The following is a 14248-nucleotide window of genomic DNA, read 5'->3' as shown; positions in this document are numbered from 1 at the left end:
GCCCAAAGGCTTTGAAAGGGGAGCAGTGCGCGCAACGGTCAAGGATGTCGCGCGTCATGCCGGCGTCTCACCCAAGACTGTCTCGAACGTCATGAACGGCATCATTCCGGTCAGCGGAGCCACCAGGACCAAGGTGGAGCAGGCCATTCTCGAACTGGATTATGTGCCCAACCTCTCCGCCCGCGGACTGCGCAACGGGAGGTCCGGTGTGATTGCGCTGGCCCTGCCTGATCTTGGCACGCCGTACTCGGCAGAAATTGCACACCACATTGTGGAGGTGGCGCACGAGCAGGGCTGGATCGTGCAGATCGAGGAAACCGGCTCCGATCCCCAGCGCGAGCACGAACTCATGGTGCGCGCCCGCTCCAACCTGATCGACGGGCTGATCCTCAACCCTGTGGTGCTGGACGAGAGCGCCGTCCAGGTGGGTGTTGCCCTTCCGCCCGTGGTCCTTCTTGGCGAGGTCACGCAACGGCTCGCCGACCGCGTTTTCGTGGATAGCTTCGCTGCCGCCCGCGACATGACTCTCGCCTTGGCCCAGTCCGGGCGCCGGCGGATCGCCGTCCTGGGAACCACCGAAGGCAGGGGATCGGCTGCGGCGATACAGAGGACCCGGGGCTACGAAGAAGCGCTGGAGAACCTTGGCATCGAACGGGACGAGTCACTCCTGATTCCCTGCGAAAAGTGGACGCCACAGACTGCTGCCGATGCGCTCACTGCCTACCTGGACTCCCATCCGCTGCCCGAGGCGCTGTTCTGCTTCACGGATTCCATGGCCATCGGCGCCCTGAGTGTGCTGTGGAAGAGGGGCCTGCGCATCCCGGAGGACATTGCGGTGGCGGGCTTTGATGACATCGCCGACGGCCGCTACGCGGTTCCGTCTTTGACCACGGTCTCCTTCGACAAGCGTGCCATTGCCAGCGAAGCCCTGCGCCTGCTCACGGAGCGGATGGCCGACAGGGGCCACGAGCAGCGCGTGGTTTCCGTGGACTACACCATCGTGGAGCGGGACAGCAGCCGCACCTGAAACGAGAGGCGCCCACCAGATTGTGTGCGCTAACAATTTTCTCTTGCCCTGTCCATTACATCGATGTAATGTGAGGCGTGCGTCACCCCCTGAAGGCATCGGCCCGGGATCGGGGACGCGCCGGAACCGGAGTTTTGAGCAACAAGAAGTGACCTTTCCGCGGACCCATCCAAAGGAGTGACGGGTGAAGCAGTTTGAATTTTTCGGGAAGCAAGTGTCCCGACGGCAGTTATTGACAGGAACGGCAGCCCTAGGCAGTGTCCTGGTAGCAGGCGGCCTGACCGGCTGCGGCGGAAACGCCCAAGCCTCCGGCCTGCGGGACATCGGGTTCTGGCACCTGCTGTCCGGTGGTGACGGCATCAAGATGCAGGCCATGATCAACAGCGCCAACCAGGCCAACCCCGGCTTTAAGGTGCAGCCCACGGTCCTGGCCTGGGGCCCGCCGTACTACACCAAACTAGCGATGGCATCGGCCGGCGGGCGGCCACCGGAAGTGGCGATCATGCATGCCAGCCGGGTTCCCGGATACGCCCCCGGCGGGCTCATCGACCCCTGGGACCTGGACCTGCTGGCCGAGCACGGCGTCACCGGGGAAAACTTTGCCCCGCGCATCTGGGAGAAGAGCCAGCAGAACGGCAAGGTGTTCTCCATCGCCCTGGATTCGCACCCGTTCGTCATGTTCTATAACACGGACATCGCCGGCAAAGCCGGCGTCCTCGGCGGCAACGGACAACTGAAGGAAGTAAGTTCTCCGCAGGAGTTCATGGCGATGGCCAGGGAAATGCAGAAGGTCACCCAGGCCCATGGTTTGTCCTTCGGTTACCTCGGCAGTGGCTCCCAGATGTGGCGGCTCTTCTACACGCTCTACAAGCAGCATGGCGCGGACATTGAACTGATCCCCGGCCAGCCGATGAAAGTGGACCGCGACGCCGCGGTTGAGTCCTTGGAATTCATGGCGTCGCTCTTTGACGACACTATCGCTGCCAAGGCCGGCGACATCAGCACGGGCATCGCGGAGTTCGCCCGCGGCGACTCGGGAATGCTGTTCAGCGGAGTGTGGGAATTGCCCACGCTCAAGAAAGCCGGACTTCCGGTGGACGCTGCCACCATTCCCACGCTGTACGGAACGCCGGCGTCCTACGCGGACTCGCACTCGTTCGTCCTGCCGCGGCAGCTGAATGTGGATGAAGCGAAACGGCGGGACGTCTACAAGTTCGTGAGCGATGTCCTCAAAGGATCAATCTCCTGGGCGGAAGCCGGGCACATTCCGGCCTACCAGCCCGTGGTCCAGTCGCAGGCCTACCGCGACCTCACGCCGCAGATCCACTACGCCAACGCAGCGGACATCATCGCCTACGATCCCGAAGCCTGGTTCAGCGGCTCGGGCTCGGACTGGCAGACCTACTTTGCGGAGAACGTCCAGAACGTTCTCCTGGGCCGCGATAAGGCGGCCGCAGGTTGGGACGCCTTTGAGCGCCGCACCAACACCCTTCTTTCCCGGCCCAACCCGGTCTAACCGCACCGAGCGACAAAGGAGTCCTTCATGAGTTCTTCACTAGCGTCCCGGCGCAGCACCGGTCAGCCGGACATCGCCACAGCGACCCAACCCCAACCAACGCGCCGCCCCTCACAGAGCCGCACCAGGAGCAACCTGAGCGGCTGGGGATTCGCCACCCCGTTCCTGGTCTTCTTCCTGGTCTTCCTGGTGTGGCCCATTCTCTACGGCATCTACATGAGCCTGACGGGCAAGTCCCTGACCGGCGCCAATGACAGCCTGATCGGCTTCGCGAACTACGCCGAGGCACTGGCCGACGCCGACATGTGGCGCTCCCTGGGAAACACGTTCTACTTCACGGTCATCAGCACCGTCCCCCTGGTGCTCGTGGCGCTGGTGATGGCGGCCCTGCTGAACGTGGGGCTGCCTGCCCAGTGGCTGTGGCGGCTTTCCTACTTTGCCCCGTACCTGCTGGCCTCCACCGTGGTCTCGCTGTTCTTCACCTGGATGTACAACCCGCAGCTTGGCCTGATCAATGACTCCCTCTCCAAGATGGGCCTCCCCAAAGTCGCCTGGCTCAACGATCCCAACGTGGCCATGTGGGCGATCGTCATCGCCACGCTGTGGTGGACCGTGGGGTTCAATTTCCTGCTGTACCTGGCCGCGATGCAGAACATCCCGGCACAGCACTACGAGGCAGCGTCCCTGGACGGCGCCGGAGCCTGGCGGCAGTTCTTCTCGATCACCCTGCCGCAACTGACCCCCACCACGGTGATGATTGTGCTCCTCCAGATCCTCGCGTCGATGAAGATCTTCGATCAGGTGTACCAGATGACCGCCGGCGGGCCCGGAGGATCAACCCGCCCGGTGGTGCAGTACATCTTTGAAACCGGCTTCACCGGCTACCGGCTGGGGTATTCCGCAGCCATCTCCTACATTTTCTTCGGACTGATCGTGCTCGTTTCGGTCATGCAGTTCGCCGTCACCCGCCGCAGGAGTGCATAACCATGGCAACCCCTACCCTCACCCGTCCCACCCCACGCACAAGCACCAGCGAAGGGCTCCGCCGCCCGCGCAAGAAGATGACCGCAGGCAAGATCGCCGCGCTCGTTGTTGCGGCGTTCATCGCAGTGCTGTGGCTGATTCCGTTTGCCTGGGCCACGGCCACCGCTTTCAAGACGGAGACGGATGCCGCAGCTCCGAAGGTCAGCTGGATGCCGCCGTCGGGCTTTACCGCTGAAGCGTTCGTCAAGGTGTTCCAGGACGGCAACATCCCGCTCTGGACCTGGAACTCGTTCTACACCTCGGCGGCCATCACGGCGATCACGCTGGTGATCTCGGCGCTGGTGGCCTACGCCCTGTCCCGGATCGACTTCAAGGGCAAGAAGGTGCTGATGACGGTGATCATCGCCTCGATCATCATCCCGCCGCCGGTCCTCATCATCCCGCTCTTCTACCAAATGCTGGCGCTGCACCTGATCGATACCTCGTGGGCCATCATCCTGCCGCAGGTCATCCACCCGGCCATGGTGTTTGTGCTCAAGAAGTTCTTCGACCAGATTCCCCGCGAACTTGAAGAAGCCGCGGTGATGGACGGTGCCAGCCGCCTGCGGATCTTCACCCAGATCATCCTGCCGTTGTCCCGGCCCATCCTGGCCGCCGTCGCGATCTTTGTGTTCATCGGCGCCTGGAACAACTTCCTGTGGCCGTTCATTGCCACGAACGACGGCGCGCTCCTCACCCTTCCGGTGGGGCTGCAGACCATCAAGAGTGCGTACGGCATCCAGTACGCGCAGAACATGGCCTCCGCGCTCCTCGCGGCACTGCCCCTGATCCTCGTCTTCCTGTTCTTCCAGCGCCAGATCATCAAGGGCGTCGCGACGACGGGACTCGCCGGAACCTGATCCGGCACCTTACCGACCACTCACCAAAAGACCTGAACCACAACCAAGGAGATACCGCACATGTCCCGCGCACGGATCACCCTCGACCGCGACTTCACCATCGGCGAAGTCCCCCGCCGCCTGTTCGGCTCCTTTGTGGAGCACATGGGCCGCTGCGTCTACACCGGCATCTACGAGCCGGGCCACCCGGAGGCTGATGAGAACGGCTTCCGCCAGGACGTGCTCAAGCTCGTCAAGGAGCTCGGTGCCACCGTCATCCGGTACCCCGGCGGCAACTTCGTCTCCGGCTACAACTGGGAAGACGGCATCGGCCCGCGGGAGAACCGTCCCCGCCGGCTGGACGGCGCCTGGCACACGGTGGAAACCAACGCGTTCGGCCTGCACGAATTCGTGGACTGGTCCCGCCAGGCCGGCACGGAAATCATGGAAGCCATCAACCTGGGCACCAGGGGAGTGGACGCGGCCCGCGAGATCGTGGAATACGCCAACCATCCCGGCGGCACCTACTGGTCCGACCTGCGCGCCAAGAACGGCCACAAGGATCCGTTCGACATCAAGCTCTGGTGCCTGGGCAACGAGATGGACGGGCCGTGGCAGATCGGCCACAAAACCGCCGAGGAATACGGCCGCCTCGCCCAGGAAGCCGCCAAGGCCATGCGTTTCGTGGACCCGGACATCGAACTGGTGGCCTGCGGAAGCTCCAGCTCCAACATGCCGACGTTCGGCGACTGGGAGCAGACTGTCCTGACGCACACCTACGACGAGGTGGACTACGTCTCCCTCCACGCCTACTACCAGGAGCACGAGGGCGACGTCGGCAGCTTCCTCGCCAGCGCCGTGGACACTGACTATTTCATCGAGTCCGTGATCGCCACCGCCGACGCCGTGCGTGCCAAGGGCAAACACAAGAAGCACATCAACCTGTCCTTCGACGAATGGAACGTCTGGTACCAGCGCGGCCTGGACACCGAGGACCAGCCGCACAACGTGGCCAAGGCGGGCTGGCGCGAGCACCCCCGGGTCATCGAGGACAAGTACAACGTGACGGACGCCGTGGTGGTGGGAACCCTGCTGAACTCGCTGCTGCGCCACGGCGACCGCGTCAAGATCGCCAACCAGGCGCAGCTGGTCAACGTCATCGCGCCGATCCTTTCGGAGGAGAACGGTCCGGCGTGGAAGCAGACCATCTTCCACCCGTTCGCCCGCATGGCGGAGCTGGCCAAGGGCCAGATCCTGCGCCTGTCTGTTGACTCGGACAAGTACGAGAATGCCCGTTTCGGCGGCACCGACCTGGTGGACGTCAGCGCAACGTGGAACGAGGAAACGGGTCGCGTGGCGCTGTTCTTCGCGAACCGCGGCCTGGAGGAGGCTGCCGACGTCGAGGTCGCCCTGCGCGGGTTCGACGCCCGCCGGGTGGTCCGTGCGGAGGTCCTGGAAATTCCGGAAGGCGGGGACCGTTTCACGGCCAACACCCAAAGCCGACAGGACCAGGTGGGGCTCAAGCCGCTGGAAGGCGCGAAGGCGAGCGGCTCCGAGCTCCGGCTAACGCTGCCGGCGCTGTCCTGGGCCGTGATTGAGCTGGACGTCGTCAAGAACTGACTCTTGCCGCACCAGTCATGAGCGGACGACGGCGGGACCTCCCGCCGTCGTCCGCTCTGTCAGTTTCCGGCATGCGGTGGTTCAGGATGCCGACCGTGTGTCGAACGCCGCAGCCGATTCCCGCAGCAGGCGTGCGACGGTGTCCACCGGCGTGCTGGGTGACCGCCGCCGGTCGAACCGTCGCAGAACGATGCGACGGGTTCCGAGTCCGGGGACGTCCAGGACGTCCACTCCGTCGTGGGCGATGCCGCTTAATGCAAGGGTGGGCACGATCGCAATTCCTTCGCCGGCGGCGACGAGTGCGAGTGCGGTCAGTGTTTCCTGGTACTGGTGCGCACTCTCCATCTGGGCGCCCGTTGACTGACGGAGCCGGCCGAGCACCGCAGCGTTGGCGGCTGTTGGGTCGACGCCGAGCCACGGAAGGGGCAGCCGGGCCAGGTCGATGTTCTCGGTGGTGAGCAGGGCACCCGAGGGGACCACCAGCTTCCACGGCTCGTCCAGCAAGGGCTCCTCGGTCATTCCGGCGGAGAGCGAACGCTGCTCGGCCGTAGTCGAATCGAGCTCGACCACGACGGCGTCGAGCTGGCGCTGGCGGAGCAGCCGCATCAGGTCCGGAAAGTCATCCTCGACGATCCGGATCTGCAACTGCGGGTACTGCGTGCGCCACTCGGGCAGGCGCGGGATCACCACCGTCCGAACGAAGCTAGTGAATCCGCCCACGCGCACGATCCCTGCGATCTTGGCCCCGCCTTCGATCCGGGCGCGAGCGACGCTGAGAGCACGTTCAATCTCCTCGCCGGCTTCCGCCACTGCCAGGCCGGCGGGTGTCAAAACTGAGCCTTTGGGCGTGCGCACCACCAAGGCATGCCCGGTTTCGTCCTCCAACTTGGTGAGCTGCTGTGAGACGGCCGAGGGGCTAATTCCCAGTTCGTCAGCCGCAGCCAGCACCCCGCCCGTGCGGGCAACAGCAAGAAGCACGCGCAGCCTGCGCGGATCGATGTCCATGTTAAGTAGTTCTAAACCATGTCTTCAGCGGAATGCAATTGCTCTAAAGGTGGGTCTTACTCATAATTGCTGTTAAAACGACGGGCCTGCGGGAGACGACGGGCAACGCCTCTGAAAGGACATCATGGAACTGCTGTGGGAAATTGCAGGTTGGTCAGGGGCAGTTCTGATCCTGTCGGCATACCTGTCTGTCTCCATGGGTTGGTTGAAGGCCGGCAAGCGCTTCCAGGTGGCCAACCTCATCGGTGCATGTGCCTTCATCATCAATGGTGCGGTCCACGAAGCGTGGCCCTCAGTGGTCACGAACGTTGCCTGGTGCCTCATTTCCGCCATCGCGATTCTTCGCATGCGGTCCACGCAAGAGTCGCCGGTGGCCGCAGTTGAGGCGCCGCAGGTGCAATTTCCCGGTGTCCCTGACACAACCGGCCAAATCGCTGTTGTCGAGGCAATTACTTTTGCCGTTCATGGCGACGTCGGCGCACGCGCGGCTGAGTGCCAGGCCAGCCTGCGCGACGGGCGGGCAGCGGATTCAGCGATCCACAGTAGCGCCGCGGTGAAGTGCTGACGGCAGAGACTCACTAGCTGTGCGGCACTGACTCAAGCGGACGACGGCGGGAGGTCCCGCCGTCGTCCGCTGCGCCAGGTTCAGCCTGATGTCCGTTCTGCTTGCTCGGATCTCGTGCCGGCGCTCAGGGGAGCGCGTACACACGTCGGGCGTTGTCGTGTGCGACGAGTTGCACGATCTTGCGGGCGTCCGCCTCGGAACAGTCGTCGTCGTCGATCCATCCGCCCACCACCTTGGTGATTGCGGTCCGCCACAGTCTCGCGCCGAGGTAGTGGAGTTCGGCCGGGCCTAACGCGTCGGAGGAGTACAGGATTTTCGTGAAGGGAGCCAGTTCGAATGAGCGGGCCACCAGACCCCGGCTCCGTGACCCGGTGAAGTTCACGGCAAGGCCCACATCGAGGTAGACGTTTTCAAAGGCGTGGGCCAAATAGCCGGCTTCGCGCTCGAATGGATAGCAGTGGAGCAGCATGATGGGTGTGTCCCGGACTTCGGAGGACCGCAGAAAATCCAGGAGGTACAGGGGATTGGTCCTGTGGAGGTCCAGGTCGCGGTCACCGAATCCAACATGGAATTGCAGCGGAAGCCTCATGGACACCGCCGTATAGATCCCGTGGGCAATGATCGTGAGATCGGTGAGCCTGGAGTGGGTGCCGGCGCGCGGGTTCTCCTGCCAGCGGCGGGCTGCTTCAACAACCGCAGCCGGTGCAGGTCGGCTGAGATTCTGGTCGAATCCTGCGCGGTAGGCCAGAACTGTTTTGACGGCCACCGCGCTGCGGGCGAGCTCGTGAAGCCGCTGACCGAACTCTTCGACGTAATCTGCCGGATTGGCAATCTCCTGGATCAGCGACTCGGCGACCCGTTCCAGCCGAACGATCTCGTGGGTCCGCCCACCGGAGACGTCGGCCATGCCCGCCTTGCCGAGGTAGTCAGCGGCATCCAAGCCTGTATCGATCAGCCAGTCGCTCACGCCAGCAGCGCGGGTCATGCGGCGGCACACCTCGAGTTCTGAAAGTTCGGAGCGCCGGCTCCAGTAGTCCGCCGGTGAGGCGTGCCGTGGCAAATCAAGAATGCCGCTGCACCAGCGCCGGATGGCGAGCCCGATTTGGGTGTTGTAGGTGTCCTCGGGCTTGGCCAGTGGTTCGGTGTTTCCCTCGTTGAGCGAGTTCTGAAAGCGTGTCTCATCACCGTCAGCGTGAAACGCGCCATGCACGTGGTGATCAATCAGGCTGACTTGTTCGACGAAGTCCGGGAAAGAACCGCCCGCCATTAGATCGACCAGGCAAGTCGAAAGCGTTCAGCAAGCTCGCCCGGCGAGAGGTCCGCCGAGATTCGCTGTTCGTAGCGCCGGACGGCCACCGTGGCATCGACGATGGCGTCCCCGAGAAGCCCGCGTGCCAGGCGTGACTTGTCCAGCGTGTCGATGATGGCGGTGGGGGAGCCTGAGAGCAGCCGGACGTTGGCCCGGTCCCGCTCGCCGTCCGAAAGCCGTCCGGGGTCACCCGGGATCTCTGCCGGAAGCCTGCGACCGCCGCGGATGCCGTCAAGGGCGAGTGCAAGGATGGCTGCGGAGGCCAGATACACGTTTGCCGACGGGTCGACGATTTTCACCTCGACGTTGGCTCCATGCGGATTGCTGTTGCCCTCGTTCAGAAAACGCACTGAGGCCTCCCGGTTTTCCAGGCCCCAGCATAAGTAGGCACCCGACCACGTGCCGGGTGTCAACCGGCTTCCGGACAAGACTGATCCCGTGAGGAAGCCCTGGATATCGGGGAGTCCTGCGATGATTCCGCCAATGGCCGCGCCTCCCTCGGGGCAGATGCCGTGCGGTCCGCTGCCGCCGGAGAACAGTGGCAGGCCGTTCTTGTGGAGCGAAAAGTGCTGGTGGGCGCCGTTTCCGACAGTGCCGGGAAAGGGCAGCGGGGAGAACGAGGCCTGCATGCTGTGGGCCCGGGCGACGATGCCAACGATGAGCTTGGCAACCACCACGGTGTCCGCTGCCTGAACCGGCGAAGCAGGGGGAAGCGAAAACTCGAACTGGTTCCTGCCGTACTCGGCGTGGATCTGCTCCATCGGAATGCCGGCATTGTTCAGCACAGACAGCAGATCATCGAGGAATTCCGATCGGTCCAGGAGGCCGGTTGCCCCGTACGGAACCCAGGGTGCGGTTTCCAGCGCTGAACCGTCCGGGGCGACGAGGAAGAATTCAAGTTCGTGGCCCACGAGTGCCTGGTATCCGGCCTCGTCGAGGCTGCCGTCGACATCGGCCAGGAGACCGCGGGCACAGGCTGGAGACGCGGCCCCGTCTTGTTCGAAAAGGCTGCCCGGTGCCCATGCGCGGCCGCCCTGCAGGACACGGAGTCCCCCGATATCGATCTTGAGGCGCATATCGCCAACGGGGGTGATGCTGTCCGTGAACGCTATCCCGCCGTCGATGGTGAAGACATGCCAGACGGGGGCAGCGCCCATGCCGGATTGGTGGAAGGCTTTGAGCCGGGCTAACGGAACGCTCTTGGCCAGCGTGATGCCCGAAGCATTCACCACCGTGCCGATCACGGTGCGGACGCCGGCCGCTTCGAGCTCGCGCTGGGCCTTGGCAACAGCGGATTCGTCGGCTGATGCGATTTCAGTCATGCGCCTATCATGCGGCCCCTCCCCGTCCAATGAAAGGTTCGGAAGGTCTGCCGCTCTGCCAGTTTCTGGCCCCTGAGGACGCCGCCTGATCAGGTGCTGAGGTTCCAGTGGACCCGGATGGCCTCGGCCATTGGGCTGGCGCTGACGTCGACCCGGAAAGCAACGGGCGCGGTCCCCGTCTCCTCGATGACCGAGTCACGGTACACGCGGCCGCATGACGGACACAGCGTGTAGAGCTCCCCATCCGCCGGCCATTCCGCCAGTTCCGCCGGGACCGGGCTGCTCTCTCCGATGAAGACCGGGACGCCTTCTGAGTTGGCCTGAATCAACCCGTCCTGGCTGACGGTGTTCCCGCACACGCAGGTGATGGTGGTGACATCATGACCGATCACTTCGGCGGTTTCAGTGTCCATGATGACCTCCCGGCGCTGGAAGAGAAGTGCTGTTATCAGCTTATGCCTGCTGATCCGTGCGGTCGCCCTGGAATTGGAGTGCCATCCTCGCGTCCGACGGCGGCTGGTGGTTCGATCACCGCCAGCGTGGTCCGTGGGACGATTAGGTCCAGCGGACCGATTGTGGGCTGGCTTCGTGACGATAAATGGCCTGGGGGCCTCATGACTGTTGATTCGAAGTGGAGTGCGCCGGGCGGTCTGGGCCGCCCGGACGTGGACGCCGCGAAGATTTCCGGACTGCTGGGCAACTCCGGGGCCGCCATGACGGTGCTGGTTGTCGACGACGAAGGGTCCCTGCTCGTGGCGAAAGCCGCCGTCGAGAAATCCGGGCATAAATGCATTGTGGCCGCGGACGGCGACACGGCGTGGCAGCTTTACCTGGAGCGGCGTCCCCAGGTGGTGGTCAGCGACCTGATGATGCCCGGGCTCGACGGGTTTGACCTGTGCCGGGCGATCCGGGCCGCCGAGACAAGCTCGTATACGTACGTTGTATTGCTGACCTCGCACGGCGCCCAAGAGGACGTGCTGGAAGGCATGCGGGCCGGGGCGGACGACTACGTGACCAAGCCGTTGGACCCCTTCATCCTGCACACCCGCCTGCTGGCTGCCCGGCGGGTCACGGCACTCCACGGCGCCCTGGCCGACGCCCTGGATGAAGCCAAGGGCAGCAATGAACGGCTTGCTGAATTCACCGGCCGGGTCAGCCATGACCTCCGCAATCCGCTGACCACCATCCTGGGTTACATCGAGCTGGGTGCCACGGACGCGGAATCGGGCCAGACAGGGGAGGCCACAGAGTACCTGGAAATCGTGGGCAGCAGTGCGCGGAGGATGCTGTCCATGGTGGAGGAGCTGCTTGCGTTCGCGTCCATCGGCGGTTCGCTGTCCAGGTCCCGGCTGTCGCTGGCTGCCCTGGTGAAGGAAGTCGCCGATGACCTCAGCCTGGGACTGCGGGAAGCCGGAGCGGTGGTGCAGTGTGAGGACTTTGATTTCGACGCTGACGAAACCCAGATGCGGGTAGCGCTGCAGAACCTGATCCAGAACGCGGTGGCCTACCGCCGTCCGGACGTTCCCCCGGTCATCAGCGTCAGCGGGCAGGAAGCCGGAGCCGGCGTCGTGGTGCGGGTGGAGGACAACGGCAAGGGAATCGGCGCCGGGGACCGGCGCCGGGTGGTTGAACCGCTGGTCCGCCTGCACCGGGAAGGCGACCCTTCCGGCACGGGGCTGGGCCTGGCCACGTGTGCCAGGATCGCTGCCGCCCACGGGGGACGGCTGGAGATCTCTCCCAGCCCCAGCGGAGGGACCACCGTCAGCGTTTACCTGGGGGCGCCGTAACGCACGCTGGCCGTGCTGGCACGGCACGGGCATTGGTCCCGCCCAGTTCACCCTCCAGCAACCGGGAGGTCCTCCACCGTTTTCCCGCGACCAGCAGTCTTTTTACGCCCCCTTTTGCCCGGCACCCCCAACCGGCCGGGCGGAGAATCCCCTGTATGCGTAGGAGTACTCCGTGTTTGTGAAAAGCACCATTGCCGCCCTCGCCGTCCTAGCCTCTCTGGCCGGGACAGCCGCCGCCCCGGCCCGAACAGAGGCACCAAAGCCCGCGCCCGTCGTCGTCGGCCAGCCGCTCGCCCAGGCCCATGCCCACAACGACTATGAGCACCACCGTCCCCTGTTCGATGCGCTGGAGCATGGATTCACCAGCGTTGAAGCAGACGTGTGGCTGGTTGACGGCGAACTTCTGGTGGCACACGACCTCGAGGACGCCAAGCCGGGAGTAACGCTTGAGAGCCTCTACCTCGATCCGCTGGACGAGCTGGTGCGGAACCAGGGCCACAGCGTTTATCCCCACTGGGACGGCAGCCTGCAGCTCCTGATCGACATCAAGAGTGAAGGGGAGGCCACCTACGCCGCCATCGAGCAGGAACTGGCCGAGCACCGGGACATCATGAGCCGCTACAGCAACGGCACCACCAAAACCGGGCCCGTTACCGCCGTCATCAGCGGAAACCGTCCCTTGGCCACCATGCAGGCGCAGGACAAGCGGTTCGGCTTCTATGACGGACGCTCCGCCGACCTCACCTCCGGCATGCCTGCCGAGCTGATGCCGCTGGTCAGCAACAACTGGACCAAGCTCTTCACCTGGCAGGGCGTGGGCCCCATGCCCGAGGCCGAACGCACCAAGCTCCACGCATACGTGACTGACGCCCACGCCAAGGGCTACCGGGTCCGCTTCTGGGCCACCCCTGACCAGCCCGGCGCCGCACGCGAAGCTGTCTGGAACGAACTCTTCGACGCCGGCGTGGACCACATCAACACCGACGACCTTGAGGCGCTGGAACAGTTCCTCGCCGCCCGCACGCTCTAAAGCCGCCCCACTCAGCAGACACAGGAACACCACCATGCCTTCAAAGACCGTGAAAACGACGACGGCGGCGGCGGCCGTCCTGGCGCTCGGCCTCCTTGCGTCCCAGCCCGCCATTGCAGCCAATAACACCCCTGACAGCCAGGCGTTCACCTTTGGCGTCATCGGCGACATCCCCTACGGCGCCGCCGAAATCGCCAAATTCCCGTCCCGCATCCAGGACATCAACGCCGACAGCGCACTGAAGTTCGTCACCCATGTGGGCGACATCAAGAACGGCTCCTCGGTGTGCTCCGACGAGTACTTCGCCAACATCCGCTCCCAGTTCGACACTTTCGAGCACCCGCTGGTCTTCACCCCGGGCGACAACGAGTGGGTGGACTGCCACCGCACCAACAACGGCGCCTACAACCCGCTGGAACGGCTGGACAAGCTGCGGGAGGTCTTCTTCGACGAGCCCGGCAAGACCTTGGGCGCAACCATGCCGGTCAAGACGCAGGAGGAGCTTGGGCTTCCGGAGAATGTCCGCTTCACCCAGAACCGCGTGGCCTTCTCCGTGGTGAACGTCCAGGGCAGCAACAACTCGCTGCTTCCATGGAGCGGCCTGGGCGAGACCACACCCACGCCCGAGCAGCTTGCCGAAGTTGAGCACCGGACGGATGCCGTCCTGGGCCAGATACGTGACACGTTCACTGACGCCGAGCGCCGCAACGACCGCGCCGTGGTGCTGATGACGCAGGCCGACATGTTTGATCCGTCGCTTCTCGCCGCGGCCACTGCCAACCCGGAAACGGTCTCCGGGTTCCGGGAGATCGTTGCGGCCATCATTGAAGAGACCAACCGCTTTGACCGCCCGGTCTATCTCATCAACGGCGACAGCCACGTCTTTGCCGAGAACCAGCCGCTGGCGGAAGGCTCACCATGGCTGGAGGTCTACGGCCAGCCCGCCGCGGATGACCTGCAGCGCATCACCGTGGACGGATCGGCCAACGCCACCAACTACGTCAGGTTCACCGTTGCCGGCAACGGCAGCGACGGCGATGATGTCCTGAGCTGGGAGAAGGTCCCCTTCAGCCAGTAGGCACCAAACGGAAGCGGACGACGGCGGGAGCCTCCCGCCGTCGTCCGCTTGCGTTTAAACCCATGAACCCCTTGACGGTGTGATCTGCGTCGCGTAGCTTGTTCAACAAGAGGATTGTTCAACAATC

The 14248-nt window shown here is 64.3% G+C and carries 13 protein-coding genes; 9 read left to right on the top strand and 4 right to left on the bottom strand.

Annotation, left to right across the window (positions count from 1 at the left end; genetic code table 11):
• The first annotated feature begins 25 nt into the window (after positions 1–25).
• The 5 genes from ACX80V_RS12290 (at position 26) to arfA (ending at position 6025) form a co-directional block, all read left to right on the top strand.
• Positions 26–1027 carry a LacI family DNA-binding transcriptional regulator gene (locus ACX80V_RS12290; RefSeq protein WP_485843361.1) on the top strand — a complete coding sequence of 334 codons (1002 nt, stop codon included), beginning with the start codon at positions 26–28 and terminating at the stop codon, positions 1025–1027.
• A gap of 184 nt (positions 1028–1211) precedes the next feature.
• Complete coding sequence (locus ACX80V_RS12285) at positions 1212–2543, top strand: extracellular solute-binding protein (RefSeq protein ID WP_485843360.1); 1332 nt, start codon at positions 1212–1214, stop codon at positions 2541–2543.
• A 27-nt stretch (positions 2544–2570) separates the two neighbouring features.
• Entirely contained in the window at positions 2571–3527 is a 957-nt protein-coding gene (locus ACX80V_RS12280) for a carbohydrate ABC transporter permease (protein WP_485843359.1), read from the top strand.
• Between the two features lie 2 nt (positions 3528–3529).
• Positions 3530–4426 carry a carbohydrate ABC transporter permease gene (locus ACX80V_RS12275; protein WP_485843358.1) on the top strand — a complete coding sequence of 299 codons (897 nt, stop codon included), beginning with the start codon at positions 3530–3532 and terminating at the stop codon, positions 4424–4426.
• Between the two features lie 60 nt (positions 4427–4486).
• A complete protein-coding gene (gene arfA, locus ACX80V_RS12270; RefSeq protein ID WP_485843357.1) occupies positions 4487–6025 on the top strand; it encodes an arabinosylfuranosidase ArfA in 1539 nt (512 codons plus the stop codon).
• A gap of 81 nt (positions 6026–6106) precedes the next feature.
• Here arfA and ACX80V_RS12265 read toward each other — a convergent pair whose 3' ends face one another.
• The gene (locus ACX80V_RS12265) at positions 6107–7030 is read right to left on the bottom strand and encodes a LysR family transcriptional regulator (protein ID WP_485843356.1); all 924 of its coding nucleotides are present in this window, start codon (positions 7028–7030) and stop codon (positions 6107–6109) included.
• A 124-nt stretch (positions 7031–7154) separates the two neighbouring features.
• On the opposite strand from ACX80V_RS12265, the gene ACX80V_RS12260 reads away from it, so the two are divergent.
• A complete protein-coding gene (locus tag ACX80V_RS12260) occupies positions 7155–7595 on the top strand; it encodes a CBU_0592 family membrane protein (protein ID WP_485843355.1) in 441 nt (146 codons plus the stop codon).
• A gap of 124 nt (positions 7596–7719) precedes the next feature.
• Here the strand turns inward: ACX80V_RS12260 and ACX80V_RS12255 are convergent, their stop codons facing one another.
• The 3 genes from ACX80V_RS12255 to ACX80V_RS12245 form a co-directional block, all read right to left on the bottom strand.
• A complete protein-coding gene (locus tag ACX80V_RS12255) occupies positions 7720–8862 on the bottom strand; it encodes an amidohydrolase family protein (protein ID WP_485843354.1) in 1143 nt (380 codons plus the stop codon).
• Positions 8862–10226, bottom strand: coding sequence for a type I glutamate--ammonia ligase (locus ACX80V_RS12250; protein ID WP_485843353.1), 1365 nt, complete (start codon positions 10224–10226; stop codon positions 8862–8864). The genes ACX80V_RS12255 and ACX80V_RS12250 overlap by 1 nt, the downstream gene beginning before the upstream one ends.
• 89 nt (positions 10227–10315) lie before the next feature.
• On the bottom strand, positions 10316–10639 hold the full coding sequence (locus tag ACX80V_RS12245; protein ID WP_485843352.1) for a hypothetical protein: 324 nt from the start codon (positions 10637–10639) through the stop codon (positions 10316–10318).
• Positions 10640–10840: 201 nt separating this feature from the next.
• On the opposite strand from ACX80V_RS12245, the gene ACX80V_RS12240 reads away from it, so the two are divergent.
• The 3 genes from ACX80V_RS12240 (at position 10841) to ACX80V_RS12230 (ending at position 14121) form a co-directional block, all read left to right on the top strand.
• Positions 10841–12013 (top strand): response regulator, encoded by a 1173-nt coding sequence (locus tag ACX80V_RS12240; RefSeq protein ID WP_485843351.1) that lies wholly within the window; start codon positions 10841–10843, stop codon positions 12011–12013.
• 172 nt (positions 12014–12185) lie between these two features.
• The gene (locus tag ACX80V_RS12235; RefSeq protein WP_485843350.1) at positions 12186–13043 is read left to right on the top strand and encodes a phosphatidylinositol-specific phospholipase C/glycerophosphodiester phosphodiesterase family protein; all 858 of its coding nucleotides are present in this window, start codon (positions 12186–12188) and stop codon (positions 13041–13043) included.
• A 34-nt stretch (positions 13044–13077) separates the two neighbouring features.
• Positions 13078–14121 carry a metallophosphoesterase family protein gene (locus ACX80V_RS12230; RefSeq protein ID WP_485843349.1) on the top strand — a complete coding sequence of 348 codons (1044 nt, stop codon included), beginning with the start codon at positions 13078–13080 and terminating at the stop codon, positions 14119–14121.
• Positions 14122–14248 lie beyond the last annotated feature (127 nt).

It is taken from the genome of Pseudarthrobacter arbutini, from assembly GCF_054510915.1.
The sequence above is the reverse complement of the archived record's forward strand: the minus strand, read 5'-3'. Positions and strand labels throughout refer to the sequence as shown.

Bases quoted from the DNA above. Each gene is read 5' to 3' on its own strand.
- ACX80V_RS12280 (WP_485843359.1), top strand. From the start codon at position 2,571: ATGAGTTCTTCACTAGCGTCCCGGCGCAGCACCGGTCAGCCGGACATC.
- ACX80V_RS12275 (WP_485843358.1), top strand. From the start codon at position 3,530: ATGGCAACCCCTACCCTCACCCGTCCCACCCCACGCACAAGCACCAGC.
- arfA (WP_485843357.1), top strand. From the start codon at position 4,487: ATGTCCCGCGCACGGATCACCCTCGACCGCGACTTCACCATCGGCGAA.
- ACX80V_RS12265 (WP_485843356.1), bottom strand. From the start codon at position 7,030: ATGGACATCGATCCGCGCAGGCTGCGCGTGCTTCTTGCTGTTGCCCGC.
- ACX80V_RS12260 (WP_485843355.1), top strand. From the start codon at position 7,155: ATGGAACTGCTGTGGGAAATTGCAGGTTGGTCAGGGGCAGTTCTGATC.
- ACX80V_RS12255 (WP_485843354.1), bottom strand. From the start codon at position 8,862: ATGGCGGGCGGTTCTTTCCCGGACTTCGTCGAACAAGTCAGCCTGATT.
- ACX80V_RS12250 (WP_485843353.1), bottom strand. From the start codon at position 10,226: ATGACTGAAATCGCATCAGCCGACGAATCCGCTGTTGCCAAGGCCCAG.
- ACX80V_RS12245 (WP_485843352.1), bottom strand. From the start codon at position 10,639: ATGGACACTGAAACCGCCGAAGTGATCGGTCATGATGTCACCACCATC.
- ACX80V_RS12240 (WP_485843351.1), top strand. From the start codon at position 10,841: ATGACTGTTGATTCGAAGTGGAGTGCGCCGGGCGGTCTGGGCCGCCCG.
- ACX80V_RS12230 (WP_485843349.1), top strand. From the start codon at position 13,078: ATGCCTTCAAAGACCGTGAAAACGACGACGGCGGCGGCGGCCGTCCTG.